24 protein-coding genes are annotated in these 22419 nt (G+C 55.5%); 11 read left to right on the plus strand and 13 right to left on the minus strand.

Annotated features, from left to right (window positions below):
- Positions 1-22 precede the first annotated feature (22 nt).
- The 3 genes from ydfZ to ydfG form a co-directional block, all read right to left on the minus strand.
- A complete protein-coding gene (ydfZ, locus tag M1D91_RS11460) occupies positions 23-226 on the minus strand; it encodes a putative selenium delivery protein YdfZ (protein ID WP_437434045.1) in 204 nt (67 codons plus the stop codon).
- Positions 227-398: 172 nt separating this feature from the next.
- The gene (locus tag M1D91_RS11465; RefSeq protein WP_437434044.1) at positions 399-1085 is read right to left on the minus strand and encodes a GntR family transcriptional regulator; all 687 of its coding nucleotides are present in this window, start codon (positions 1083-1085) and stop codon (positions 399-401) included.
- Positions 1086-1175: 90 nt separating this feature from the next.
- Positions 1176-1925 (minus strand): bifunctional NADP-dependent 3-hydroxy acid dehydrogenase/3-hydroxypropionate dehydrogenase YdfG, encoded by a 750-nt coding sequence (gene ydfG / locus M1D91_RS11470; RefSeq protein WP_437434043.1) that lies wholly within the window; start codon positions 1923-1925, stop codon positions 1176-1178.
- A gap of 213 nt (positions 1926-2138) precedes the next feature.
- Here ydfG and dcp point away from each other — a divergent pair, with 213 nt between their 5' ends.
- The 4 genes from dcp (at position 2139) to M1D91_RS11490 (ending at position 5484) form a co-directional block, all read left to right on the plus strand.
- Positions 2139-4184, plus strand: a complete 2046-nt coding sequence (gene dcp / locus M1D91_RS11475; RefSeq protein WP_437434042.1) for a peptidyl-dipeptidase Dcp — start codon at positions 2139-2141, stop codon at positions 4182-4184.
- A gap of 155 nt (positions 4185-4339) precedes the next feature.
- Complete coding sequence (locus M1D91_RS11480) at positions 4340-4582, plus strand: HTH-like domain-containing protein (RefSeq protein WP_437434041.1); 243 nt, start codon at positions 4340-4342, stop codon at positions 4580-4582.
- Positions 4583-4868: 286 nt separating this feature from the next.
- Positions 4869-5039: a hypothetical protein gene (locus M1D91_RS11485; RefSeq protein ID WP_437434040.1), complete on the plus strand. Its 171-nt coding sequence runs from the start codon at positions 4869-4871 to the stop codon at positions 5037-5039.
- Between the two features lie 247 nt (positions 5040-5286).
- On the plus strand, positions 5287-5484 hold the full coding sequence (locus M1D91_RS11490) for a hypothetical protein (protein WP_437434039.1): 198 nt from the start codon (positions 5287-5289) through the stop codon (positions 5482-5484).
- Between the two features lie 320 nt (positions 5485-5804).
- Here M1D91_RS11490 and mgtS read toward each other — a convergent pair whose 3' ends face one another.
- Together mgtS and ftrA are read right to left on the minus strand one after the other, a co-directional pair.
- Positions 5805-5900: a protein MgtS gene (gene mgtS, locus M1D91_RS11495; protein WP_437434038.1), complete on the minus strand. Its 96-nt coding sequence runs from the start codon at positions 5898-5900 to the stop codon at positions 5805-5807.
- 102 nt (positions 5901-6002) lie between these two features.
- Positions 6003-7007 (minus strand): transcriptional regulator FtrA, encoded by a 1005-nt coding sequence (gene ftrA / locus M1D91_RS11500; protein WP_437434037.1) that lies wholly within the window; start codon positions 7005-7007, stop codon positions 6003-6005.
- Between the two features lie 67 nt (positions 7008-7074).
- On the opposite strand from ftrA, the gene M1D91_RS11505 reads away from it, so the two are divergent.
- The 3 genes from M1D91_RS11505 (at position 7075) to M1D91_RS11515 (ending at position 10098) form a co-directional block, all read left to right on the plus strand.
- The gene (locus M1D91_RS11505) at positions 7075-7470 is read left to right on the plus strand and encodes a rhodanese-like domain-containing protein (RefSeq protein WP_437434072.1); all 396 of its coding nucleotides are present in this window, start codon (positions 7075-7077) and stop codon (positions 7468-7470) included.
- A gap of 152 nt (positions 7471-7622) precedes the next feature.
- A complete protein-coding gene (locus tag M1D91_RS11510) occupies positions 7623-8726 on the plus strand; it encodes a cobalamin-independent methionine synthase II family protein (RefSeq protein WP_437434036.1) in 1104 nt (367 codons plus the stop codon).
- A gap of 148 nt (positions 8727-8874) precedes the next feature.
- The gene (locus M1D91_RS11515) at positions 8875-10098 is read left to right on the plus strand and encodes an MFS transporter (protein WP_437434035.1); all 1224 of its coding nucleotides are present in this window, start codon (positions 8875-8877) and stop codon (positions 10096-10098) included.
- On the opposite strand, the gene ydeE is transcribed toward M1D91_RS11515, so the two are convergent.
- A complete protein-coding gene (gene ydeE / locus M1D91_RS11520; protein WP_437434034.1) occupies positions 10095-11297 on the minus strand; it encodes an efflux MFS transporter YdeE in 1203 nt (400 codons plus the stop codon). The two genes, M1D91_RS11515 and ydeE, sit on opposite strands and share 4 nt — an antisense overlap.
- Before the next feature lie 199 nt (positions 11298-11496).
- Between ydeE and eamA the strand changes: the two genes are divergently transcribed.
- The gene (gene eamA / locus M1D91_RS11525) at positions 11497-12396 is read left to right on the plus strand and encodes an O-acetylserine/cysteine exporter (RefSeq protein WP_437434033.1); all 900 of its coding nucleotides are present in this window, start codon (positions 11497-11499) and stop codon (positions 12394-12396) included.
- A 32-nt stretch (positions 12397-12428) separates the two neighbouring features.
- Here the strand turns inward: eamA and marB are convergent, their stop codons facing one another.
- The 3 genes from marB to marR are packed head-to-tail and all read right to left on the minus strand — an operon-like array spanning position 12429 to position 13511.
- Positions 12429-12644 (minus strand): multiple antibiotic resistance protein MarB, encoded by a 216-nt coding sequence (gene marB, locus M1D91_RS11530; protein WP_437434032.1) that lies wholly within the window; start codon positions 12642-12644, stop codon positions 12429-12431.
- Between the two features lie 31 nt (positions 12645-12675).
- Positions 12676-13059 (minus strand): MDR efflux pump AcrAB transcriptional activator MarA, encoded by a 384-nt coding sequence (gene marA / locus M1D91_RS11535; protein WP_437434031.1) that lies wholly within the window; start codon positions 13057-13059, stop codon positions 12676-12678.
- A gap of 17 nt (positions 13060-13076) precedes the next feature.
- The gene (gene marR / locus M1D91_RS11540) at positions 13077-13511 is read right to left on the minus strand and encodes a multiple antibiotic resistance transcriptional regulator MarR (protein ID WP_437434030.1); all 435 of its coding nucleotides are present in this window, start codon (positions 13509-13511) and stop codon (positions 13077-13079) included.
- 240 nt (positions 13512-13751) lie between these two features.
- On the opposite strand from marR, the gene M1D91_RS11545 reads away from it, so the two are divergent.
- Entirely contained in the window at positions 13752-14426 is a 675-nt protein-coding gene (locus M1D91_RS11545; protein WP_437434029.1) for a MarC family NAAT transporter, read from the plus strand.
- Entirely contained in the window at positions 14426-15574 is a 1149-nt protein-coding gene (locus M1D91_RS11550) for an alpha/beta hydrolase (protein WP_437434028.1), read from the plus strand. The genes M1D91_RS11545 and M1D91_RS11550 overlap by 1 nt, the downstream gene beginning before the upstream one ends.
- Positions 15575-15609: 35 nt before the next feature.
- Here M1D91_RS11550 and M1D91_RS11555 read toward each other — a convergent pair whose 3' ends face one another.
- On the minus strand, positions 15610-16812 hold the full coding sequence (locus M1D91_RS11555) for a sugar transporter (protein ID WP_437434071.1): 1203 nt from the start codon (positions 16810-16812) through the stop codon (positions 15610-15612).
- A gap of 168 nt (positions 16813-16980) precedes the next feature.
- On the opposite strand from M1D91_RS11555, the gene M1D91_RS11560 reads away from it, so the two are divergent.
- A complete protein-coding gene (locus tag M1D91_RS11560) occupies positions 16981-17775 on the plus strand; it encodes a PhzF family phenazine biosynthesis protein (RefSeq protein WP_437434027.1) in 795 nt (264 codons plus the stop codon).
- A 2332-nt stretch (positions 17776-20107) separates the two neighbouring features.
- Here M1D91_RS11560 and M1D91_RS11565 read toward each other — a convergent pair.
- The 3 genes from M1D91_RS11565 to M1D91_RS11575 are packed head-to-tail and all read right to left on the minus strand — an operon-like array spanning position 20108 to position 22419.
- Complete coding sequence (locus tag M1D91_RS11565; protein ID WP_437433833.1) at positions 20108-20785, minus strand: SDR family NAD(P)-dependent oxidoreductase; 678 nt, start codon at positions 20783-20785, stop codon at positions 20108-20110.
- Positions 20786-20787: 2 nt separating this feature from the next.
- Positions 20788-21258, minus strand: coding sequence for a YhcH/YjgK/YiaL family protein (locus M1D91_RS11570; RefSeq protein ID WP_437433834.1), 471 nt, complete (start codon positions 21256-21258; stop codon positions 20788-20790).
- A 3-nt stretch (positions 21259-21261) separates the two neighbouring features.
- Entirely contained in the window at positions 21262-22419 is a 1158-nt protein-coding gene (locus M1D91_RS11575; RefSeq protein WP_437433835.1) for a sialidase family protein, read from the minus strand.

The following is a 22419-nucleotide window of genomic DNA, read 5'->3' on the forward strand; positions in this document are numbered from 1 at the left end:
CCATCCGGCGGCATTTTCACTTTTAGTGCAGGCCGAGGCGAATCAGCTCTACGGGTTCGAACTGGCCTTCACATCCTTCGACTTCTACCGTTTTGCTGCGGCGTACCTGGCTCGCATCCAGACCCTCTGCATGGATAGCAATAATTTTCCCGGTGCGGCCCGTGCCATTAATCATCACGCGGCTGCCGGTGGTTATAGCATTACGGTTACGATCATAAGTCATCATGGTAGTTTCTCCTGTTAACATCCGCCAGACATACCGGGGCAGACGTCGTCCCCGGAACGGACGCTCTAAAAATACGCTTTTGAGAGAAGAATTTTTTGCTTTTGATCAACGTCACACTTTTTTACGAATGCAAACCGCATGACGTTGAAGAAGGAGAGCGCAGGGGGGCGAATTACTCTTCGCTGAACCAGTCGCGATTTTCCTGACTGATCAGTTTCACCGAGGCGCTGATTTCCTGTAAATGGTGGGTCATTGCGCTTTCTACGGCATCGGCATCGCGGTTTTCCAGCGCCACGAAAATATCATTATGCTGACGCAGCAGCATTTCGGGCGGGGAAACATGATCAAGGCTCATGTAACGCACACGGTCAATGGTGGCTTTAATATTTTCGATGGTGTCCCAGGCAAGCTGGCAATCGGCGATGAGCGCCAGTTTCTGATGAAACTCATCATCGAGCAGGAAGAAGTCATCAAGCTGTTTGCGCTCAATAGCAATACGCTGTTGGTTGAGATTCTGCTCAAGTTGGTAGCAGTGGCTGTCGGTTATCATGCCGGCGGCGCGTCGGGCGACAGCACACTCAATTGCCTGACGAACAAAGCATCCGTTTCTGACCTGAGTCAGTGAAATTTTATTGACGTAGCTGCCACGCTGGGGGCGAATCTGAATCAGGCCGTTTTCAGCGAGTTTGATAAAGGCTTCGCGGACCGGCTGACGTGACACGTCAAAACGCACCGACACCTCTTTTTCCGATAATGGCGTTCCCGGTGGGATCAGGCAATGAACAATATCCTGACGCAGAATGCGGTAGATTTGCTGGTTTACGGGTTGTGTCGGATTGAGTTGGGTTTCAACGGTCATTCGTGCTTACTTTTTATAAGGTTAACCTGTGTACCATACCACTTATTTATCGCCGTTCCCATACCCGGCCCGCAGGCCGGGACGAGATAATCAGGCGTCGCGATGTACGCTCAGACCGGCATAGGTCTGGCTCACCGGCATCATCTCAAGCGTATTGATGTTGACATGTTTCGGCAGCGTCGCCACCCACCACACAGCGTCAGTGATATCTTCCGGGGAGAGGGCGTTAGTGTTCTCATAGGTTTTTCCGGCTTTATCATCATCGCCTTTGAAACGCACGTTAGAAAACTCGGTGCCACCCACAAGGCCAGGCTCAAGATTGGTTACGCGAACCGCCGTTCCGTTCAGGTCGGTACGCAGATTGAGGCTGAACTGGCGCACAAACGCTTTTGTAGCACCATAGACGTTACCGCCCGCATATGGCCAACTGCCTGCCGTAGAACCAATATTAATGATGTGACCACGGTTGCGCTCAACCATGCCCGGCAGTACCGCGCGGGTCATGTACACCAGGCCTTTATTATTGGTATCGATCATCGTTTCCCAGTCTTCAATGCTGGCTTTGTGCGCCGGTTCCAGACCGAGCGCCAGGCCTGCATTGTTAACCAGCACGTCAATGTTCTGCCATTCAGCAGGAAGGTTCGCCATCATCTCCTCAATGGCCGCGCGGTTACGCACATCCACCTGCGCGGTATAAAGGTTGTCGCCCAGTTCGTCTTTCAGCTCCTGCAGACGCTCCTGGCGGCGACCCGTAGCAATGACTCGGTGCCCGTTTTTCAGGAAACGACGCGCTATGCTCTCGCCAAAACCCGCTGTGGCTCCGGTAACTAACATAATCATCTCACTGTTCCTCAACGCTTTTTGTGTAGTATTACCATAGCATGCGCGACAACACAGGGTTAGCCCTGATATGTTGCAGTTGAAGATTTTCCTTATGATGTGAGATGGCCTGCCGACAGAACTGGCCCACTTTTCCGACAACCTGGTGAAATCGTTGCGATACAGTTTTCGGCTGGCCAGGCTGAATGAATTAAACCTCTTCAGGAGTGAAATATGTCAGTAACAACGCCCTTTTCAGGCATCAGCACGCTGCCGTATCAGGCTCCGCCGTTTGATCTGATTCGTCAGGAGCATTACCGCCCGGCTTTTGACCAGGGGGTAGCACAAAAACGTGCCGACATTGATGCTATCGTGAGTAACCCGGCGCCTGCGAATTTTGAGAACACCATTGTGGCGCTTGAACGTAGCGGTGAAATCCTGACGCGTGTCACTCAGGTTTTCTTCGCCATGACCTCTGCCCACACCAATGATTTTTTACAGCAGCTCGATGAGGCGTTCTCCACCGAGCTTGCAGAGCTTGCAAACGATATCTATCTGAACGACAGGCTTTTCCGGCGAATAGATGCCGTATGGCAGGCACGCGACTCTGCCAGACTGGACGCAGAATCCCTGCGCCTGGTTGATATCGTCTGGCAGAAATTTACGCTGGCAGGCGCCACGCTTAGTACCGATGAAAAACAGGCCCTTAAAGCGCTCAACACCGAAGCCGCAGCTTTAACCAGTCAGTTTAACCAGCGGCTGCTGGCTGCCGACAAAGCCGGAGGCGTGGTGGTGGAATATCGCCATCAACTCCAGGGGCTAAGCGAAGAGGCCATTACCGCCGCGGCATTGGCGGCGAAGGACAAAGGGCTCAATGACAGGTGGCTTCTGACGCTGCTTAACACCACCCAGCAGCCCCTTCTTGCCGCGCTGCGCGATCGCCAGACGCGTGAAAATTTATTCCGCGCCAGCACGCAGCGTGCCTCGAAAGGCGATGCCTGTGATACCCGGGATATTGTATTGCGGCTTGCAGATCTGCGCGCAAAACAGGCGCACTTGCTTGGCTTCCCGGATTATGCCAGCTGGAAGATTGCCGATCAGATGGCCGGGACGCCGCAGGCGGCATTTGATTTTATGCGCGGGATCGCTCCGGCTGCACGCTCGAGAGCGGAGCGCGAACTGGCTGATATTCAGAACGTTATTGACGATCAGCAGGGCGGTTTTACCGCCGAAGCCTGGGACTGGGGATGGTACGCCGAGCAGGTGCGTCTGGCAAAATATGAGGTAGACGACGCGCAAATCGCCCCCTATTTTGCGCTGGAAAACACGCTGATTGACGGGGTCTTTTATACCGCAACCTGCTTGTTCGGCATTCGCTTTGAAGAGCGTTTCGACATCCCGGTCTATCACCCGGATGTGCGGGTATGGGAAATTTTCGACCACAGCGGCGAAGGGATGGGACTCTTCTATGGCGATTTCTTTGCCCGTGATTCCAAAAGCGGCGGAGCCTGGATGGGTAACTTCGTTGAGCAGTCTCAATTGGCACAAACGCTGCCGGTAATTTACAACGTCTGTAACTACCAGAAACCCGCTGCAGGCCAGCCCGCACTGCTCTCCTGGGATGACGTGGTCACACTGTTTCATGAGTTCGGCCATACGCTACACGGACTGTTCGCCCGTCAGCGTTATGCCACGCTTTCTGGCACCAATACTCCGCGGGATTTTGTCGAGTTTCCGTCGCAAATCAATGAGCACTGGGCCAGCCATCCGGCGGTATTCACCCGCTACGCGCGGCATTATCAAAGTGGTGAGCCGATGCCGGAGGCCCTACGCGAGAAGATGCTTCGCAGTACGCAGTTCAATAAAGGTTATGACATGACCGAACTGCTCAGCGCCGCGCTGCTGGATATGAACTGGCACAGCCTGCGCCCGGATGCAGGCGTCGCGGACGTTGATGCGTTTGAGTCAGAAGCCATTCGCCGTGAATCCCTCGACCTTGACGCGGTTCCTCCGCGCTACCGCAGCAGTTACTTTGCCCATATTTTCGGCGGTGGTTACGCGGCGGGCTATTACGCCTACCTGTGGACGCAGATGCTGGCCGATGATGGCTACCAGTGGTTTGTGGAGCAGGGCGGGCTTAACCGGGAAAATGGACAGCGATTCCGGGATGCTATTTTGTCCCGTGGTAACAGTGCCGATCTGGCTGAACTTTATCGCCAGTGGCGCGGGCACGATCCCCTGCCAGAGCCGATGCTGGTCAATCGCGGCTTGAGCGCATAATCGATTTTCTGCAGCACCAGACCGGGCTAAGGCCCGGTTTTTTGCTGGCAGGATCTGAAAATAGGATATATTTTTACAATGTGGATACTTTCATCACAAATTTTAAACGGCGATATGCTACAAACTCTCTCGCGCCCCAGATAAAGGTATTTTTGATGAACAGCGAGCAACAGATTTACGACGCAATCAAAAAAGCGCTCAGCGAAGCCCCACCGCGCACCAAACTGGCTGAAATGCATTTGCAGCTTATTAAATATGCCGATCAGCTTAAGCACCTTCCCCGGGAAAAAATCTGCGATGGCATTGGCGTTAACCAGTCATTCCGTACTGTTGTCGCGAAAATGTTCAAAATTGTTGACAGGCTTAAGGCTGCAGGACTGGACACCCATCGACTGTAGTCGGGCGCGCATTATGGATTCTGCCCGGAACTCACGTCGTTTCGGCCTGCAAGAGTGCGACATAATAAAACGCTTTAAAGCGACAACGTTTTAAACATTTTGCCACTTTTTATTAACAGAGATGGCGGGGAATATATTTTCAGGTCCTCCTTAATATTGGTGGGTTTTAATGCCTGAGGTCGTTAATTAAGGCTTTTATGCATGTTTGTCCTTCTCCAAAAATTTACCGCTACTACACTCTTCCTGACGAAAAAATAAATGAAAAGAGAAGAGGGTGGATAAAGTGATGAGAAGGATCCTTTATAAAAATAAATGGTATCGTCTGACAACGCTTATTCCCGGTCGCGAATACCGGCTGGCAATTCCGGAGGAGCGTGCTGCCGTTACAGTCGACAGATACGAACTGCGGCGCGTCGTCCGTGCGCATTATGGTTTAAACCGACAGCGCATGGCGTAATAACGGGTCATAAGCGCGTGTTTATTTATATGAGATGCTGATAAAGACAAGGCGAATTATATGACGCACCGTCAGGCACTCAGATTTCCGGCGTCGTGAGGCTGCAGTGATGATGGCTCCAGGACGGTCACGTCGTAAAGGGTTACACTTTTCCTTTTAAAAAATGCGGGTTTTTATCCTGCAGGCTGGACGTTGCAGGACGCTGTGCTAAATTTTTGTCGGGTGACAGACGAGGAGAAGAGTGCGTATGAAATTCAATGACGAGCGCACGGGACTCATTGGATTAGCCATTGGCGCGGCGGTAATCGGGCTGGTCTCTTCCGGCCAAATCATCAACCGGGACAACATCATTAAAGAAATTGAGCGTCAGGGTAGAAACCGGGGCGACGGTATTGAAGATGAAATTTTTATGGAAGCCGCGCTGCTGGTAATGAAAGGGAGATAGCAGTGTGGGCCTGCCACACTGAAGCGGGCGCGTCATGAAGTGATGCCAGTCACATCTCAGTGTGCTGCCCCTGTGCAGCAGCAGTTAACCTTTCGTTGTTGAGGATTCATTGAACATGCGATGGGTAGAGTGGTCCCGATCCGCGAATCTCCTCACCAGAGTGGGATGGCGATAAGACCAAAACATAAATCTATCCATGCAAGCATTTGACCGCCAGTCTACTGGCGGTTTTTTTTCGGCTGAAAAAAGTAGTACCAAAGAAAAAGGCCCCTTATGCAATTACGTAAGGGGCCTTCCCGGCAGGGGAATATCGCCGTTCATCAGTCGTCCCATTTATGGCTAAAATAAGCCGCCAGAAAACCAGAAAATAAGATAATTCCCAGTACTGCTAAAAATACGTGCATATTTCCTGACATATTTCTCTCCCGTTATTGACTACTCGCCTCATTTTCCAGGTGGTTATTGCGATGGAAGAGATATTACTCAGGTGAATCTAAACAAACGCTGAATTAGGTGAATTACTTATCGGGGAGCGTAAATTTTTGTCGATATTGCCCTGGCGTCAGGGCAAAGCATTGCTGAAAATGGTGCCGCATCGAGGCCGTATTATTAAACCCGGCATGGCCCGCAATTGCATCGATGCGCATTGTTGACTGGGTTAATAACGTTTTTGCGCGTTTCAAACGCTCCTGTAATATCCACCGCGCCGGTGTGGTGCCAGTGGACTCCTGAAAGCGGCGTAAAAAAGTCCGTGGGCTCATACCGGCGCGTGCGGCCAGAGACGCAACGGTATGGTCGCCGGCCAGATTCTGATGGAGATAATCAAATAACTGCCCAAGAGACTGGCTCTCCCGTGTGCGGGCTACCGGCTCTACCAACTGCTGGGTCTGTGTTCCGTCACGATGGGGCTGTACCACTAACCGTCTCGCCACATTATTGGCAATCTCACGCCCAAAATCTTCGCGCACCACATGCAGACATAAATCGATACCAGCCGCGCTACCCGCGGAGGTCATCACGCGTCCCTCATCGTAATAGAGCGCATCTTCCAGCACCTCAATCAGCGGATAATGCTGTCGCAACTGGCCGGTATAACGCCAGTGGGTGGTGGCTTTCCGTCCGTTGAGTAGCCCGGTGGCGGCAAGGACAAACACACCTGAACAGATGGAGATAAGGCGACAGCCGCGCTGGTGCGCCTGCCGGAGCGCCTCACACAGGGCCTCTGGTACGGGCACCTGCGCCCCGCGCCAACCAGGCACCACAATGGTGTTGGCCTGATCCAGTAGTTCAAGTCCGCCCTCCGTCATGATGCGGATCCCGCCCGTGGCCTGAAGGGGCCCTTCATCTACCGCTGCCACCGAAAAGCGATACCAGTTCTCCCCCAGTTCCGGTCTGGGTAAGCCGAAAATTTCCACTGCCACGCCAAACTCGAAGGTACACAGACCGTCATAGGCAAGCACAACCACATGATGGGGAGCGCGAAGGGATCCTGAAATTGTCATTATTTTGCGGTTTTCTGTCATGACGCCACGCAGTCAGAAAGTGGGGTATTCGTTACAGTAGTGTTAACACTAACACGGAGAAACCATGATGAGTACAGTAACTGATTTTCCAGCCGCGTCCCCCGAAGAAGCCGTCGCCCACTTTTTGCGCCGACTGAGCGTCGAGACGGATTGTGCCGATGTCCATGAGGCGCTGAGTAATGAAGAGCAGGATTTTGTGTTATTGCATGTGGTGGGCAGCCCGGAGACCTTTGCCCGTCGCCATCTGCCCCACGCTCTGCATCTGCCGCATCGGTATATGACGCCGGAACGCATGGCGCAGTGGCCGAGGGAGACGCTTTTTGTCGTCTATTGCGCTGGCCCGCACTGCAATGGGGCCGATCGCGCTGCGCTTAAGCTCGCCCGCATGGGGCTGGCGGTGAAAATCATGCTCGGGGGGATGACCGGATGGGAAGATGAAGGCTTTGCCTTTGCCCAATCGTGAAAAAAATTCATGTGGCGTGAAAATTTCTCGTTTGTTCAACGGACAGGGACATGCCATTGTATTTGGACATTTAGCCATCCAGATGGCTATAAATTCAAATAGTGAACAATCACGCCGGGAAACTACTCCGCCCGGCGCCTAAGGAGAAGAGCATGCAACGCCACCCGTCCCCCTATCGCGCAGAGATCGTCGGCAGTTTTTTACGCCCGGACAGCATCAAACTGGCACGCCAGCAGTGTGCGCAGGGCGCTATCAGCGCCGCGCAACTGCGTGCTGTAGAAGACGAAGCCATCAGGGAGGTGGTACAGGCGCAGTGTGAATGCGGCTTGCACGTGGTCACCGACGGTGAATTTCGCCGCGCGTGGTGGCATTTCGATTTCTTCGAGGGCTTACAGGGGGTCGAACGTTATGAATCAGAGCAGGGGATACAGTTCAATGGCGTCCAGACCAAAGCTCATAGCGTTCGCGTGACGGGCAAACTGGGATTTGGCGACCATCCGATGCTTGAAGACTTCCGTTATCTGAAAAGCATCAGCGGGAATGCGCAGCCGAAGATGACCATTCCCAGTCCGGCGGTGCTCCATTTTCGCGGTGGCCGCAAAGGGATTGACGAGACCGTTTACCCGGATCTGGATCGCTATTTTGACGATCTGGCCACGACCTGGCGCGATGCTATCCACGCCTTTTACGATGCCGGGTGCCGTTACCTGCAGCTCGACGATACCGTCTGGGCTTATCTCTGTTCAGACGAACAGCGCCGCCAGATTGCTGAACGCGGCGAGGATGCCGATGAGCTGGCACGCATTTATGCCCGCGTCCTGAATAAGGCGCTGGAGGGTAAACCTGAAGATCTCACCATCGGCCTGCACGTCTGTCGGGGTAACTTCCGTTCGACCTGGATCGCCGAAGGCGGCTATGAGCCGGTGGCAGAAGTGCTGTTTGGCACGGTTAACGTCGATGCGTTTTTCCTCGAGTATGACAACGATCGCTCCGGCGATTTTGCCCCCTTGCGTTTTGTGCGTCCGGGTAAACAGCGGGTTGTGCTGGGGTTGATCACCACCAAACATGGGGAGCTTGAAAATCCGGAAGGTATCAAAGCCCGTCTGCAGGAGGCCGCGCAGTATGTCGATCTCAGCCAGATTTCCCTGAGCCCGCAGTGTGGCTTCGCCTCCACAGAAGAGGGCAATTCCCTGACACCTGCGCAGCAATGGGATAAAGTACGCCTCGTGACCCAAATTGCAGAGCAGGTCTGGTAAACCAGGCACACTGCGCGAATTCCATGATGAACGGACAGGCGGGGGAAACCCCGCGTGTCCGTTTTGCGTTCCCTGGTCACGGCGGACACCTCAGCAGAATAAGGACCTATTGATTGAAAATGTCTCAACCGACGACCGGGAGGGCGCAGTGAGTTCCCGGCGTGCACTTCACTCAGCCTCTTTTCGCAACCTGTTTTCGGCTCGTCTGCTGACCGTTCTCGGCAACGGCATCGCCCCCATTGCACTCGCATTTGCCGTGCTGGATATCGGTGGGTCTGCCGCAGACCTGGGCATGGTGGTCGCCGCGCGCTCACTGTTTAACGTCGCATTTTTACTGCTTGGCGGCGTGCTGGCGGACAGGTATTCACGAAGCCGCGTGATGGTCTCCTCCTCACTGGCCGCTGCGCTGTCACAGGGCGTGGTGGCATGGGTGGTGCTGGATGGCCTCGCCACCATTCCTTTGCTGGCGGTGCTGGGTGCGCTGAACGGAGCCGCCGCCGGGATCGCGTTGCCTGCCTCTTCCGCCCTGGTGCCGCAAACGGTGCCGGTGCGAAACCTGCGGGAAGCCAATGCGCTGATTCAACTGGGTGTTTATGGTGGAACGGTTATCGGCGCATCAATGGGGGGCTTACTGACCAGCGCCATCGGGCCGGGGTGGGGACTGGCAATTGATGCCTTAGGCTTCGCCGCTGCCGCCCCGCTTTATCATCGTATACGGGTGACGGCGACACAAAGCGCGGCCCCGACGTCCAACATCCTGCAGGATCTGCGCGAGGGGTGGAGGGAGTTTATTGCCCGCAGTTGGGTCTGGGCGATAGTCGTGCAGTTCACTATCATCAATGCGGCATTCAGCGGCGTGGTGATGGTGCTCGGGCCGATTGTGGCGGATAGCTCGTTCGGGCGGACGGGATGGGGCTTTATCGTCGCCGCTCAAAGCGTTGGGCTTATCGTTGGTTCGCTGGCCGCACTACGCTGGCGCCCCCGGCGTGACCTTTTTGTCGGTGTTATTCTGGTGGCGCTCTGTGCGGTCCCGATGGTGATTCTGGGGTTGTTCCCCTCCACACCCCTGCTGATGGCGGCGTTCTTCATGGCCGGTCTCGGCTTTGGTCAGTTTGGCGTGGTCTGGGCTCAGTCGCTGCAAACCCATATTCCCGCGCACACGCTGGCACGGGTCTATGCCTGGGATGCGATGGGGTCGTTTGTGGCGATCCCGGTAGGTGAGATTGCCGCCGGGCCGTTAGCACTGCAGTTTGGTAGTCCAGTGGTGCTTCTGGCCTGCGCACTTGCTGTCGTGCTGGCGACCCTGCTGACCTCTCTGACCCCCTCGATCCGCCTGATGGATAACCAGCCTCAGCTGCGGGATCAGGGTTAAACCGGCTCGCTTTTGCTCATCGTCAACTGTCCCAGTGGCTTTGCCTGGATGCCGCGAATCATGGCGAGCCAGGCAAAGAACACCACCAGAATGAGGATCGAAAACAGTGACCAGCCGGGCATCGATGAGAGAATGATACCGGTCATCATCGGGTTCATTGCCGCCCCTAACCACCCCAGCGCCTGCGCGGAAAAATAGCTCGCCTTCATGCCCGGTGGCGCGATGTTATCAATCAGCATGTATTCGCCCGGCGCATAGATTATCTCCCCGAAGGTGAAGACCGCCGCCGATAATCCCCAGTACCACAGATTGCCGCCTGACAGCATAAAACCTACCAACCCCAGAATAAAGCAGACCGTACCGGCGCTCATCAGTGGACGCAGGTTAGAGGCCGTTAACCGACGGCCCACCGCATATTGTAAGGTGACCACCACGGCGGCATTTACCGGTAAGACCACGGCAACGACCTTCTCCGCGAAAGCATTATCCGCCACCGACATCAGGTACTGCGAAATACAGGAGGCAAAAGAGCCTGCAACAAAGGAGGCCAGAAAGCCGGAAAAGGTAAACCAGCGCAGCGCTCTGTCCTTCAATAACACCGAGGGCGACCAGGCAACGCGGTTCTCCTCACTGACAGCGTGGCTAATACGCTGTACAAAGAGTTGTATGATAACCACCGGTACCGCCGAGCAGGTGGCGGCCAGCAGAAAAGGAAGGTTCAGGTTATACATCACCAGTAATGTGCCCAGCGGCGGACCTACGGTCCAGCCAATGTTAATGACGCTGTAGTTGAGGGAGAAAATTTTCGTTTTCGCCGTCGCCCCCAGGGTATCGGAAAAATAGGCCTTCAGAACGGTTGAAAAGACGGAATAGGCGCAGTTAATGATGGCAAAAAAGAGCACCACCAGTCCCGCATGATCCACCACCGGTATCGCGCCGAACCCCATTAAAAAAGCGGAAACCGCCAGCAGCATATAGCGTTTTTTATCGAACTTGTCGGCCAGGATGCCAAATCCCAGACTGAACACCACGCCGATGGTAAGCGCCACCGTCAGCGCATAGCCAACCTGCTCTACGCTCATATCGTACTGGCGATTAAGATAGATGGTCATAAAAGGCAGTGTGGCACCACGACCAATGGTTAAAAGAAGAGACGACGCCAGTAATGTGGCGATGGACCGCTGTTGTGATGAGATCATTTTTCCTGCCCGAGACTGGCCCGTTGTTATATTTTTTTGTGATGTCTTACAGCAATAACATGCATAAAGTGTGATGCACAACGATTGTTTTGTTGAGAAGTGCCCAATCTGACCTGCCAATATTAATGATCTGTCTCTGGACTGTTTTTTGCGTTAACGTAAATTCTTTACAAAAATTGAACAAATTTAGAGGCGGCGAATGACGCGTAAAGATGGATTGCTGGCACTGCTGGTGGTGGTGGTATGGGGCCTGAATTTTGTGGTCATTAAAGTCGGGTTGCACAATATGCCGCCACTGTTGCTGGCAGGGCTACGCTTCGTGCTGGTGGCGTTTCCGGCGCTGCTGTTTGTTTCGCGTCCTAAAGTCCCCTTAAGTTTACTGCTGGGCTACGGCCTGACCATCAGTTTCGGGCAGTTCGCTTTTCTCTTTACCGCTATTAAGTTTGGTATGCCGGCAGGCCTGGCATCGCTGGTTTTACAGGCACAGGCCTTTTTTACCATCATTCTTGGTGTCGGGGTATTCCACGAACGGTTACAGGCTAAGCAGGTCGCCGGCATTACGCTTGCGGTTATTGGCGTGTTGGTACTGATTGAATCCAGCCTTAACGGTCAGCACGTTCCGCTGCTGGGCTTTATCCTGACGCTGTCGGGAGCCTTTTGCTGGGCCTGCGGCAATATCTTCAATAAAAAGATCATGCAGCACTCATCCCGCCCGGCAGTGATGTCTCTGGTGGTATGGAGTGCGTTAATCCCGATTGTGCCCTTTATGGTGGGCTCACTGCTGTTTGATGGACCGGCGCTGATACTACAGAGCCTTATAGCCATTGATCTTACGACGATTCTGTCGCTGCTCTACCTGTCGCTGGGAGCCACCCTTGTGGGGTACGGCATCTGGGGAGCGCTGATGGGGCGCTATGAAACCTGGCGCGTGGCGCCGTTATCGTTGCTGGTGCCTGTCGTAGGGCTGGCGAGCGCGGCGCTGCTGCTGAATGAATCGATGACGCTGTTGCAACTGGCCGGTGCGCTGCTGGTTATGGCGGGGTTGTACATCAATGTGTTTGGTTTTCGCTTACGTCGTCAGGTTGCCGTCAAACCCTGAAAAAAAGCCCCGCACTGGCGGGGCAACTATTATCAGGTGCGCGAATTGTAATAGGGCACACCTAACTCGTCGGATTTGTCACTGCCTGCACCCATGTGATTAAAGTCGAATGGCGACTGGTCGTGGGCAGTGGGCATCACCATCACACCGGGATTTTTACCCTGCGTGGGGTGCGCGAATTGCTCCGCATAACTCTGGCCAGAAAACAGCACCATAAGGGTGATGGCGGCACAGGTAATACGTTTCATGATTTCCTCGATACGTCTTAAAACAGGCGAATTAGTAACTACAGTTATTAATGGGGAACAAATACCGGTTCTCTCCGGGAATGTTAGTCACACGATACTTATGCGGCGGCACGTCAAAGTAGTTTTTAAACGTACGGGTCAGGGTCTGCTGCGATTCAAACCCATAGCGCTCCGCAAGATAGAGGATCGGTTCATTACTTTCTTTCAATTTTTGCGCGATTTCAGTCAGCTTACGGCTGCGGATGTATTGACCGAGCGAATGGCCGGTTTCTTTTTTAAACATCCGTTGCAGGTGCCATTTCGAATAACCTGAACGCTCAGAGACACGCTCAAGCGACATAGGAGATTCCAGGTTCTCTTCAATCCAGCCTAAAATGCTATGAATAGTGATGGCGTCAGTATTGCGTCTGGACATCGTCATACCTCTTTGTTTTACGGCAGGACTTTCTTGAGTAAATATTCAAGCGTTGCCACTTCGTCTGCCGTTAAGTTTTTTGTTAATTCCTGATGCAGGTCTTGCCCTACTAATTGGTGACATTGCTCAATCAGCGCCTTGCCCTCGGTGGTGAGTTGCACCAGAACGCCGCGCTTGTCATGCGGGTTCGGGTGACGTTCGATCCAGCCTTTACACACGAGCCTGTCCAGCATGCGCGTTAATGCGCCCAGATCGACCGACAGCACTTTTTTTAATTCGACCGGCGTGATGCAGACCTGACAGCGGATAGAGCAAAGCACCTTAAATTGCGTTGCCGTAATATCAAACGGAGACAGGTAGTCATTCAGCAGGCGGTCTTTTTTCTGGTTAACCATATGGATCAAGCGACCAAGTGGGATGATTTCGTTAAACAGATCACTTGTGCTTTTCACAATGGTTGCCCCGGCAAGTAGATTAATCACGGCAGATATTATTGCTCAGGCAAGTATAAGTCAACTGAATGAATAATCGGATGCCACGAAATGCTAAAGCCGAATCAGAGGGAGGATAAGGAGAGGATAGGTGCATGAAATTGCTTGCAAAAAGTAACGAATCGTAAAGCGATATGCCCGCGCCATCCCGTTGCAGATATACTTCCCGGTACGACGAAATCGGCAGGAGTGATCAAGGATATGATGGATTTACTAAAAGCAATAGGGCTGGGGCTGGTGGTGTTACTGCCACTGGCAAACCCATTAACGACGGTTGCGCTCTTTCTGGGTCTGGCCGGGAACATGAACAGCGCCCAGCGCAATCAGCAGTCGAAAATGGCTTCTGTTTATGTTTTCGCCATCATGATGGTGGCCTGGTATGCCGGTCAGGTTGTGATGAATACCTTCGGCATCTCCATACCGGGTCTGCGTATAGCAGGGGGGCTGATTGTCGCGTTCATCGGTTTTCGGATGCTGTTTCCGGCGCCAAAAACCCATGACGTACCGGAGGTAAAAACCAAATCGGAAGAGCTTGAAGATGAACCTGGTGCCAGTATTGCTTTTGTCCCCCTGGCAATGCCCAGTACCGCCGGGCCGGGAACCATTGCGATGATCATCAGCTCCGCTGCCACGGTTCGCGACGGCTCCACCTTCCCCGAGTGGGTGGTGTGGGTCGCACCGCCGCTGATTTTTGCTGCCGTTGCGCTGATCCTGTGGGGGAGTTTGCGCTGTTCGGGGGCGATTATGCGGCTGGTGGGTAAGGGTGGGATTGAAGCGATTTCTCGTCTGATGGGCTTTTTACTGGTTTGCATGGGGGTGCAGTTCATCATTAATGGCGTGCTGGAGATAATCACGCAGTTCCCGGCGACGCATTAATGAGAGGTATCATTCTCATCCTGATGGCGTTAGTGGCAGGGTGCCAGCAGCAAAACCGCGAGCCGCCGCTCGGTCAGGACAGCTTTGCCCGCTATCAGCAACAAACCCGCGACTGGGTGGCCAGCCACCGTTTTTTTCAGACGCTGGATAAACCTGCGGAACTGCAATGGAATACGCCGCAGGAGTGGAAGCCTGCTGGCAAGGCGTCTCGCGGTATTCTGCTGATTCACGGGCTGGGGGATGCCCCAGGATCCTTTTCTGATATCGCCCCGGAACTGGTCAGGCAGGGCTTTCTGGTACGCACGGTCTTGTTACCAGGCCACGGTACGCGCCCCGCCGATATGCTTCACGTCAGCGTTGAGCAGTGGCGGCAGGTGGTGAGTGAACAGGCTGCCATTCTGGGGAGCGAGGTGGATGAGGCCTGGCTTGGCGGCTTTTCAACCGGCGGTAACCTGGCGCTGGAGTATGCCATGCAGCACCCGCAGGTGCAGGGATTGTTACTCTTTTCCCCGGCGATTAAATCCAGCACCAGATATGACTTTCTGGCACCGGTAGTGGCGATATTTCGCGACTGGCTTCGGCCTCCTGCTACGCTCGTACCGCAGCAAATTGCCACCCGCTATCTGCGAGTGCCGACCAACGGGTTCGCGCAGTTTTACCGTACCAGCGCCCGGGCCCGCCAACTGATAGCGCAACGGCCATATGATAAACCCGTGCTGATGGTTTTGACCGAACATGACTCGGTGCTGGATACGGCCTGGATCCTTGACCATTTCGACAATACTTTTACCCATCCTGCCAGCCGTGCTATCTGGTACGGTTCACCGCCAAAAGAAGCGGCGAACGTCTCCCGCGTGCGGATTAAACCTGATTTTCTGCCCGATGAGCGCATCAGTCAGTTCTCGCACATGTCCGTGCTTTTTTCGCCGCGTAACCCGCTTTACGGGCGCAAAGGCAAGGTTCGGTTGTGCGCTAACGGTCAGTCGGATGAAGCGACGCAGCGTTGTCTGAAGGGGGAAGCGGTCTGGTACTCCGACTGGGGGCGGGTGGAAAAAGATAAAGTGCACGCGCGACTGACGTGGAATCCCTGGTTCGACTGGCAGACACAGGTCATGAAAGCGGTAGTGTCAGGCCACCGGGGGGAATAAAAAGGCCGAAGCTTATGACTTCGGCCTGTAACCTCTTACATATGATGGGGCTGCTGACTGTCGTCCAGTGAAACCGGCCAGCGTCGGAAAATGATAACCGACCAGACCAGTGCGGCCAGAGCCGGGATAGCACCGGCATACCCAATCGCTGACATCGACCACTGCAGACTGATCTGATTACCCACCAGCGCACCAGCGCCAATACCGATATTAAAGATACCGGAGAACAGCGCCATCGCCACGTCGGTCGCGTCCGGGGCCAGCGTCAGCACTTTCACCTGCATGCCAAGGCCAATAATCATAATGGCCACGCCCCAGAACAGACTCAGGATCACTAGATGTTGTTCGCTGCCAGCCGCGGTACGCAGGAAGAGCAGGGAGAGCACCAGCAGGCCAATTGCGCCACTGATAAGCGCAGACGCGTGTTTGTTGCCAAGCCTGCCAAACATTATGCTACCGGCAATTCCCGCCCCGCCTAACACCAGCAGCAGCACCGTCGCGAAATTACCACTGAACCCCGCGACATCACGCACGAAAGGCTCAATATAGCTATACGCGGTGTAATGCGCGGTCACAACAACCACCGTCAGCAGATAGATGCTTAAAAGCGCCGGGCGACGGAACAGTTCGGGCAGACTGCGCAGCGAACCGGAATGTTCGCTGGGCAGTTTCGGCAGCAGCTTGATGAGACAGAGCAGCGTCACCAGCGCGCCAAAACCGATGGCAAAGAAAGTAGTACGCCAGCCAAAATATTGCCCGACGATGCGACCAATCGGAATGCCAAGAACCATGGCCAGTGCCGTACCGGTCGCAATCAGACTCAGCGCCTGCGCACGTTTACCTGCCGGTGCCAGACGAATCGCCAGCGACGCGGTAATCGACCAGAAAATGGCATGAGCGAAAGCAATCCCAATGCGGCTGACCACCAGAACCTGGAAATTCCATGCGAGGAAAGAGAGCACATGACTCCCAATAAAGAGCACGAAGAGGGCAATGAGCAGTTTACGGCGCTCTACTTTGCTGGTCAGCAGCATAAAGGGCAGTGACATCATGGCCACGACCCAGGCGTAGATGGTAAGCATGATGCCGACCTGCGGCGTTTCCATATTAAAGCTTTGTGCAATATCCGAGAGCAGACCTACAGGCACAAACTCAGTGGTATTAAAAATGAACGCAGCGACGGCCAGCGTCACCACGCGTAGCCACGCTACTCTTCGTGAAACCGTATGTGTTGTCATCATGTTGGCATTCGTAGCAGGAGAAGGTAAGGCGGTGATCTTAGATCTTTTTCTGCGCAAAACACAAACTTTTTGTGATGAATCTCTCACTTTTATTCGGGGTTAAAAAATACCGGTGAAGTGTGTTAGAAAGGAAGAGAAAACAAAAGCAAAACAAAAGGAAACGCTATGCACACAATCGACTTTTATATGGTAGATGCCTTTAGTGACCGCACCTTCGGTGGTAACGCGGCCGCCGTCTGCCCGCTGACAGAGTGGCTACCGGACGAACTGTTGCTGAAGATGGCGCAGCAGCATAACCAGTCAGAGACCGCGTTCTTTGTGCGTAATGACTCCGGTTACGAACTGCGGTGGTTCACCACGCAGTATGAAATTAATCTGTGCGGCCATGCGACACTGGCCGCCGCGCATGTCATTTTTGAATATCTCGACTTTCCTGATACCCAAATCCAGTTCGAGACACGCTTTGTCGGGCCGCTGACCGTAACCCGTAAAGGCGACTGGCTGACACTCGATTTCCCGGCGTGGCAAACCGAAGTGGTTGACGCGCCGCCAGAACAGCTTTTCAGGACGCTGGGTATCGACAGCGCCAGCGAAGTCCGTGTGGCACGTGATTACCTTGTTGTGCTGGAGAATCAGCAGCAGGTCGAGGCTATTACGCCGGATATCACCGGGATGCTCCCGCTGGGGAAAATGGTTTGTGTCACCGCCCCCGGCGATACCGATGATTTCGTCAGCCGTTTCTTCTGCCCTGGCGAGTCCGTGCCGGAAGACCCTGTCACCGGCTCCACACACAGCATGTTGATCCCTTACTGGGGCAACCGACTGGGCAAGACATTGATGCAGGCGCGTCAGGTCTCTGCGCGTGGGGGGGATTTACGTTGTGAGTGGCGGGGGGAGAGGGTGCTTATTGGCGGTCAGGCTACTACCTATTTGATTGGCAAGGTGTATCTGCGCGATTGATGTGAGCAGTTTAATGGTTCGCCGGATGGCGGTTTGCTTTTCGCCCTCGCCCTTTGATCATGTAAAGGGGCACGGTTTTCCCCCTCGCTTTTTGGGAGAGGGGCGGGGTGAGGGGAAAAGGGTGGCGCTGCGGTGTGTTACGTTCACCTCCAGTCCTGCTGAACCTGCCAGGGAGCACGCTTTTCTCCCTCGCTCTTTGGGAGAGGGTCGGGGTGAGGGGCAACGGGCGGCTCTGAGGTGTGTTACGTTCACCTCCAGACCTGCTGAACATGCCAGGGAGCACGGTTTTCCCCCTCGCCCCATTGGGGAGAGGGTCGGGGTGAGGGGAACAGGCGGCTCTGAGGTGTGTTACGTTCACTTCCAGACCTGCTGAACATGCCGAAACAGTCACCCGTGAACGTGCAAAGGGGGCCACCGCGGCCCCCTTTGCAATCCCCGCGGCCCCGCACCGAAACCGGTGCTGCGCACTGCGCTCACCTCCCGGCCCTCAGCCTGCGGCCGGTTTGACTCGCCGTCCTGGCTCGACAAACCTCTGTCCGCCCTCCCTGGCGGCCAGTCCTTGTCTTCCGGCCTCCGGTTCGCCGGTTTCAGCGGGGACTCAACCCCCTCGCTGTCCTTTCAGGAGAAAATGAAAAAGAGGAATTGCTGTAGCATTTCTTCCAGAAAGCAGCAAAACCGTTTTATCTTCCTGGCACTTTCTCGCAGCGAGGGTGTTGTGGTCCGGCTGAAAATCGATGCGGCGTTGACGGCTGACCGGGTCCGCCCGCAGGGACGCGGGCGGAGGGGATAGCCTGCAGGGACGCAGGCTGGTCCCCGACCCGACAGTCAGACGGCATAAGGCACATGGACCGCGAAGCGGCGATTTTCCTGGCCGGGAGCCTGGGTTGCAAGGGAGGCGGCGGCGAGCCTCCCTTGCACGTTCACGGGAGGAGTGGCAACAGAGAAACACGGTACGTAAGGTGAACGTAACACTCCGCCTGCGTTACATATTCCTGTTCACCACCATGCTAGATTTCTTACGGCGGCTCGCTTTTCTCCCTCGCCCCACCGGGGAGAGGGTCGGGGTGAGGGGAACAGGCGGCGCTGAGGTATGTTACGTTCCCTGCCAGTCCTGCTGAACCTGTAAAGGGGCTCGCTTTTCTCCCTCGCCCCACTGGGGAGAGGGTCGGGGTGAGGGGAAACGGGCGGCGCTGAGGTGTGTTACGTTCCCTGTCAGTCCTGCTGAACCTGAAAAGGGCTCGCTTTTCTCCCTCGCCCCATTGGGGAGAGGGTCGGGGTGAGGGGAACAGGCGGCTCTGAGGTGTGTTACGTTCACTTCCAGACCTGCTGAACATGCCGAAACAGTCACCCGTGAACGTGCAAAGGGGGCCACCGCGGCCCCCTTTGCAATCCCCGCGGCCCCGCACCGAAACCGGTGCTGCGCACTGCGCTCACCTCCCGGCCTTCAGCCTGCGGCCGGTTTGACTCGCCGTCCTGGCTCGACAAACCTCTGTCCGCCCTCCCTGGCGGCCAGTCCTTGTCTTCCGGCCTCCGGTTCGCCGGTTTCAGCGGGGACTCAACCCCCTCGCTGCAAGCCTGAAATCATATGAAGAAAATAATTGCTGCAGGATTTTACCGGGCAGACAGCGAAACCGTTCTATCTTTCGTGCACTTTCTCGCAGCGAGGGTGTTGTGGTCCGGCTGAAAACCGATGCGGCGTTGACGGCTGACCGGGTCCGCCCGCAGGGAAGCGGGCGGAGGGGATAGCCTGCAGGGACGCAGGCTGGTCCCCGACCCGACAGTCAGACGGCATAAGGCGACAAAATTGCCGGGAGCAATTTTGAATAGCGCCTGCGCCAGCCCCGAAGGGGTGAGCCCCAGGGATGGGGCGAATAATGCCGCGAAGCGGCGATTTTCCTTGCCGGGAGCCCGGGTTGCAAGGGAGGCGGCGGCGAGCCTCCCTTGCACGTTCACGGGAGGAGCGGCAACAGAGAAACACGGTACGTAAGGTGAACGGAACACTCCGCCTGCGTTACATATTCCTGTTCACCACCATGCTTTTAACGTGAGCAGAGGCAATCAGAGGCACACGACACGTAAGGTGAACGGAACACTCCGCCTGTGATACATAGTCCTGTTCACCACGATGCAAAATTTCGGACGGCGGCTCGCTTTTGCCCGTCGCCCTATGGGGGAGGGGAAACGGACGGCGGCTCGCCTTCCGTGGACGTTCGCATGTGAAGAGGGATCAGAAGCACACCACACGCAAGGTGAACGGAACCATCCACCCGCATTACCCGTGCCTGATGCAACAACGCCGGATGGCGATTATCGCCTTATCCGGCGTGCCGTGTTATTTCAGCGATGCCCCCCCACATATCACCAGTTCCTGACCGGTGATTGCCGCTGCATCCGCCGACAGCACAAACCCTACCAGCGCTGCCACTTCCCGTGGTTCAATCAACCGACCGATTGGCGGCACATTCGGTGGCGAACTCGACCGGCCAGGCGCATTCAGCATCGGGGTTTGGGTGGCACCCGGTGCCACCACATTCGCCGTAATACCACGCGGGGCGAGTTCCGCCGCCCAACTGCGTACCATGCCAACCAGAGCGGCTTTCGTCGCCACGTACTGTGAACGGCCCGCCGCACCTCGGGAGGTACGGCTACCGATAATCACTATGCGTCCACCATGTGACATCTGCGGCGCAAAATGATTGACCAGGGTTTCAGCGGCCAGCACATGCAATTGCCAGAGTCGCTGGCTGACGTGCGGGGTAATTTCGCCCAGCGGAGCGGCGGCCATCATCCCCGCCGCATGAATCACCGCGTCCGGCACCGGCAGAGTCGAAAGCGTATCGCTTAACGCCACGCCGTCGCTCAAATCCACGCAGACGCTGTCAAAAGCAGATGAGTCACGCACTACCTTTGATCGGCTCAGCCCCGTCACGCGCCAGCCGTGGTCAAGCAGCCAGCTGACAATGGCTTCGCCAATCCCCGAACTGGCCCCGGTTACCAACGCTTGCGGCATCTTTACTCCTCCAGCAGGGCGCGTGGCACTTTGAACACCGCCTTACGTACGGTTGATGGCGCGTTAACCGCACACAAAGCCTGATGCGGCTCGCCCGGCAGAAAAACAGCAAAGTCGCCACTCTGCAACCGCATGCTTACCGGCAGGTCAGCCGTCGTGGTGATAAACAGATCCGGCTTGCGTTCTTCATCAGATGCGACGGGAGTCAACTGCGGTCCGGCACAGATAATCTCTTCCCCATCCAGCAGCACCTGGATATCGGCCCACTGTCGATGGTACTCGGTATGTCGCTGCTCCCGCAGTTGGGTAGACGCCGGGCCAATGGTGCAGAACCAGGTCGCGCCCGGTGGTTGAAAACGTCCATCATCCCGCGCCTGCAGCGCCGCCAGAGTACACTCTGGCAGATCGAGGATGGCCCGAAATGCGCGAGGTAACCCTGCCAGCGGCAGGGCATTAAGGTTTCCTACAATCATCGACTACTCCTTTACCCACTCAGGCTGGATGCGAACGTACTTGATAGCCTGGCGGAAATAAGTGTAAGCAATGTGCAGCGCGCCGTCGGCGCTCTGCTTGATGCTCGGATAGGAGAACTCACGGTTGAGCTTTTCCTGCGAATTGTTCGTCATACAGTAGCCATCGCCCTCATCCAGGTGGCGCTGCCACGGCCAGCTTTTACCGCCATCAGGCGAAATCGCCACCGTCATTGGCGCGCGCGGCGCCCCCCAGAAGGCACTGCGACCACTGGTCACCTCCGGCTCTTTGCGCCCGTCACCATCGTCAATTTCATCGTACAAAGAGGCACGGCGCTCCAGCGCGCCTGCTGCACTCATAAAATTGAACACCAGCGCCAGACTACCATCCGCCAGGGTCGTCACCTGAATGGACGAGTTGTTATTCGGCAGGCTGGTTGGTTCAGGTACAGACCAGCTCTCACCGCCATCGGTCGACTGGCTGTAGTAGATATTGTCTGCCCAGCGGCTACGGAACAGTGCCACCAGGTTGCCATTTTGCAGCGCAGTAATATTCATGTGTACGCAGCCCAGGCTTTCCGGTACTTCCACATCACGCCAGGTTTTTCCCTGGTCAGAGGAGATTTTCACCGCGCTGATGTCATCATTGCCAACCCACTTCTCACCCGGTTGCGTGCGGCAGTAGAAGACCGGCAGCAGCCAGTTACCATTTTCCAGCACCGTCACCGGCTGGCGGATAAAGGTGCCGGGTTTGTCGAGCAGGGTGGCAATCTCTCCCCAGCTCTGCCCCAGATCCGAAGACTGACGGAAACGTACGATAGCGGTGTCCTGGTTGCCGGAGAGCTGGGCTGTCCACATCAGCCACAACACGTTATCAGGAGCGAGGAACAGTACCGGGTTTTGCTCAGAGCGGGTCGGGTCGTCAGACAGTTTAACCGCCTCACTCCAGCGATCGCTGCCCGGCATAAGGCGCGAGCCCCACACTGAAATATCCGCCACACCTTCCTGCGTGCCGCCAAACCAGACGCACATCAGCGAGCCATCCGGCAGCGGTAAAATGTTGGCAGCATGGTTTTGCGGGCAGGGTGACGGCAGCATTGCGCTCAGAACCTGCGCATCTTCCTGCTGACGAAGCACACCATCACGATTAACGGTAACGGACAT

Source organism: Enterobacter sp. SA197 (assembly GCF_054131575.1).

What these genes read in the sequence shown, in the direction of transcription:
- M1D91_RS11505 (WP_437434072.1), top strand. Translation starts at nt 7,075, where the DNA reads ATGAGTACAGTAACTGATTTTCCAGCCGCGTCCCCCGAAGAAGCCGTC.
- M1D91_RS11480 (WP_437434041.1), top strand. Translation starts at nt 4,340, where the DNA reads ATGAACAGCGAGCAACAGATTTACGACGCAATCAAAAAAGCGCTCAGC.
- dcp (WP_437434042.1), top strand. Translation starts at nt 2,139, where the DNA reads ATGTCAGTAACAACGCCCTTTTCAGGCATCAGCACGCTGCCGTATCAG.
- marA (WP_437434031.1), bottom strand. Translation starts at nt 13,059, where the DNA reads ATGTCCAGACGCAATACTGACGCCATCACTATTCATAGCATTTTAGGC.
- M1D91_RS11490 (WP_437434039.1), top strand. Translation starts at nt 5,287, where the DNA reads ATGAAATTCAATGACGAGCGCACGGGACTCATTGGATTAGCCATTGGC.
- M1D91_RS11510 (WP_437434036.1), top strand. Translation starts at nt 7,623, where the DNA reads ATGCAACGCCACCCGTCCCCCTATCGCGCAGAGATCGTCGGCAGTTTT.
- ydfG (WP_437434043.1), bottom strand. Translation starts at nt 1,925, where the DNA reads ATGATTATGTTAGTTACCGGAGCCACAGCGGGTTTTGGCGAGAGCATA.
- M1D91_RS11560 (WP_437434027.1), top strand. Translation starts at nt 16,981, where the DNA reads ATGCACACAATCGACTTTTATATGGTAGATGCCTTTAGTGACCGCACC.
- M1D91_RS11465 (WP_437434044.1), bottom strand. Translation starts at nt 1,085, where the DNA reads ATGACCGTTGAAACCCAACTCAATCCGACACAACCCGTAAACCAGCAA.
- marB (WP_437434032.1), bottom strand. Translation starts at nt 12,644, where the DNA reads ATGAAACGTATTACCTGTGCCGCCATCACCCTTATGGTGCTGTTTTCT.
- M1D91_RS11565 (WP_437433833.1), bottom strand. Translation starts at nt 20,785, where the DNA reads ATGCCGCAAGCGTTGGTAACCGGGGCCAGTTCGGGGATTGGCGAAGCC.
- mgtS (WP_437434038.1), bottom strand. Translation starts at nt 5,900, where the DNA reads ATGTCAGGAAATATGCACGTATTTTTAGCAGTACTGGGAATTATCTTA.
- M1D91_RS11555 (WP_437434071.1), bottom strand. Translation starts at nt 16,812, where the DNA reads ATGACAACACATACGGTTTCACGAAGAGTAGCGTGGCTACGCGTGGTG.
- eamA (WP_437434033.1), top strand. Translation starts at nt 11,497, where the DNA reads ATGACGCGTAAAGATGGATTGCTGGCACTGCTGGTGGTGGTGGTATGG.
- M1D91_RS11550 (WP_437434028.1), top strand. Translation starts at nt 14,426, where the DNA reads ATGAGAGGTATCATTCTCATCCTGATGGCGTTAGTGGCAGGGTGCCAG.
- M1D91_RS11570 (WP_437433834.1), bottom strand. Translation starts at nt 21,258, where the DNA reads ATGATTGTAGGAAACCTTAATGCCCTGCCGCTGGCAGGGTTACCTCGC.
- ydfZ (WP_437434045.1), bottom strand. Translation starts at nt 226, where the DNA reads ATGATGACTTATGATCGTAACCGTAATGCTATAACCACCGGCAGCCGC.
- M1D91_RS11575 (WP_437433835.1), bottom strand. Translation starts at nt 22,419, where the DNA reads ATGTCCGTTACCGTTAATCGTGATGGTGTGCTTCGTCAGCAGGAAGAT.
- M1D91_RS11485 (WP_437434040.1), top strand. Translation starts at nt 4,869, where the DNA reads ATGAGAAGGATCCTTTATAAAAATAAATGGTATCGTCTGACAACGCTT.
- ydeE (WP_437434034.1), bottom strand. Translation starts at nt 11,297, where the DNA reads ATGATCTCATCACAACAGCGGTCCATCGCCACATTACTGGCGTCGTCT.
- ftrA (WP_437434037.1), bottom strand. Translation starts at nt 7,007, where the DNA reads ATGACAGAAAACCGCAAAATAATGACAATTTCAGGATCCCTTCGCGCT.
- M1D91_RS11545 (WP_437434029.1), top strand. Translation starts at nt 13,752, where the DNA reads ATGATGGATTTACTAAAAGCAATAGGGCTGGGGCTGGTGGTGTTACTG.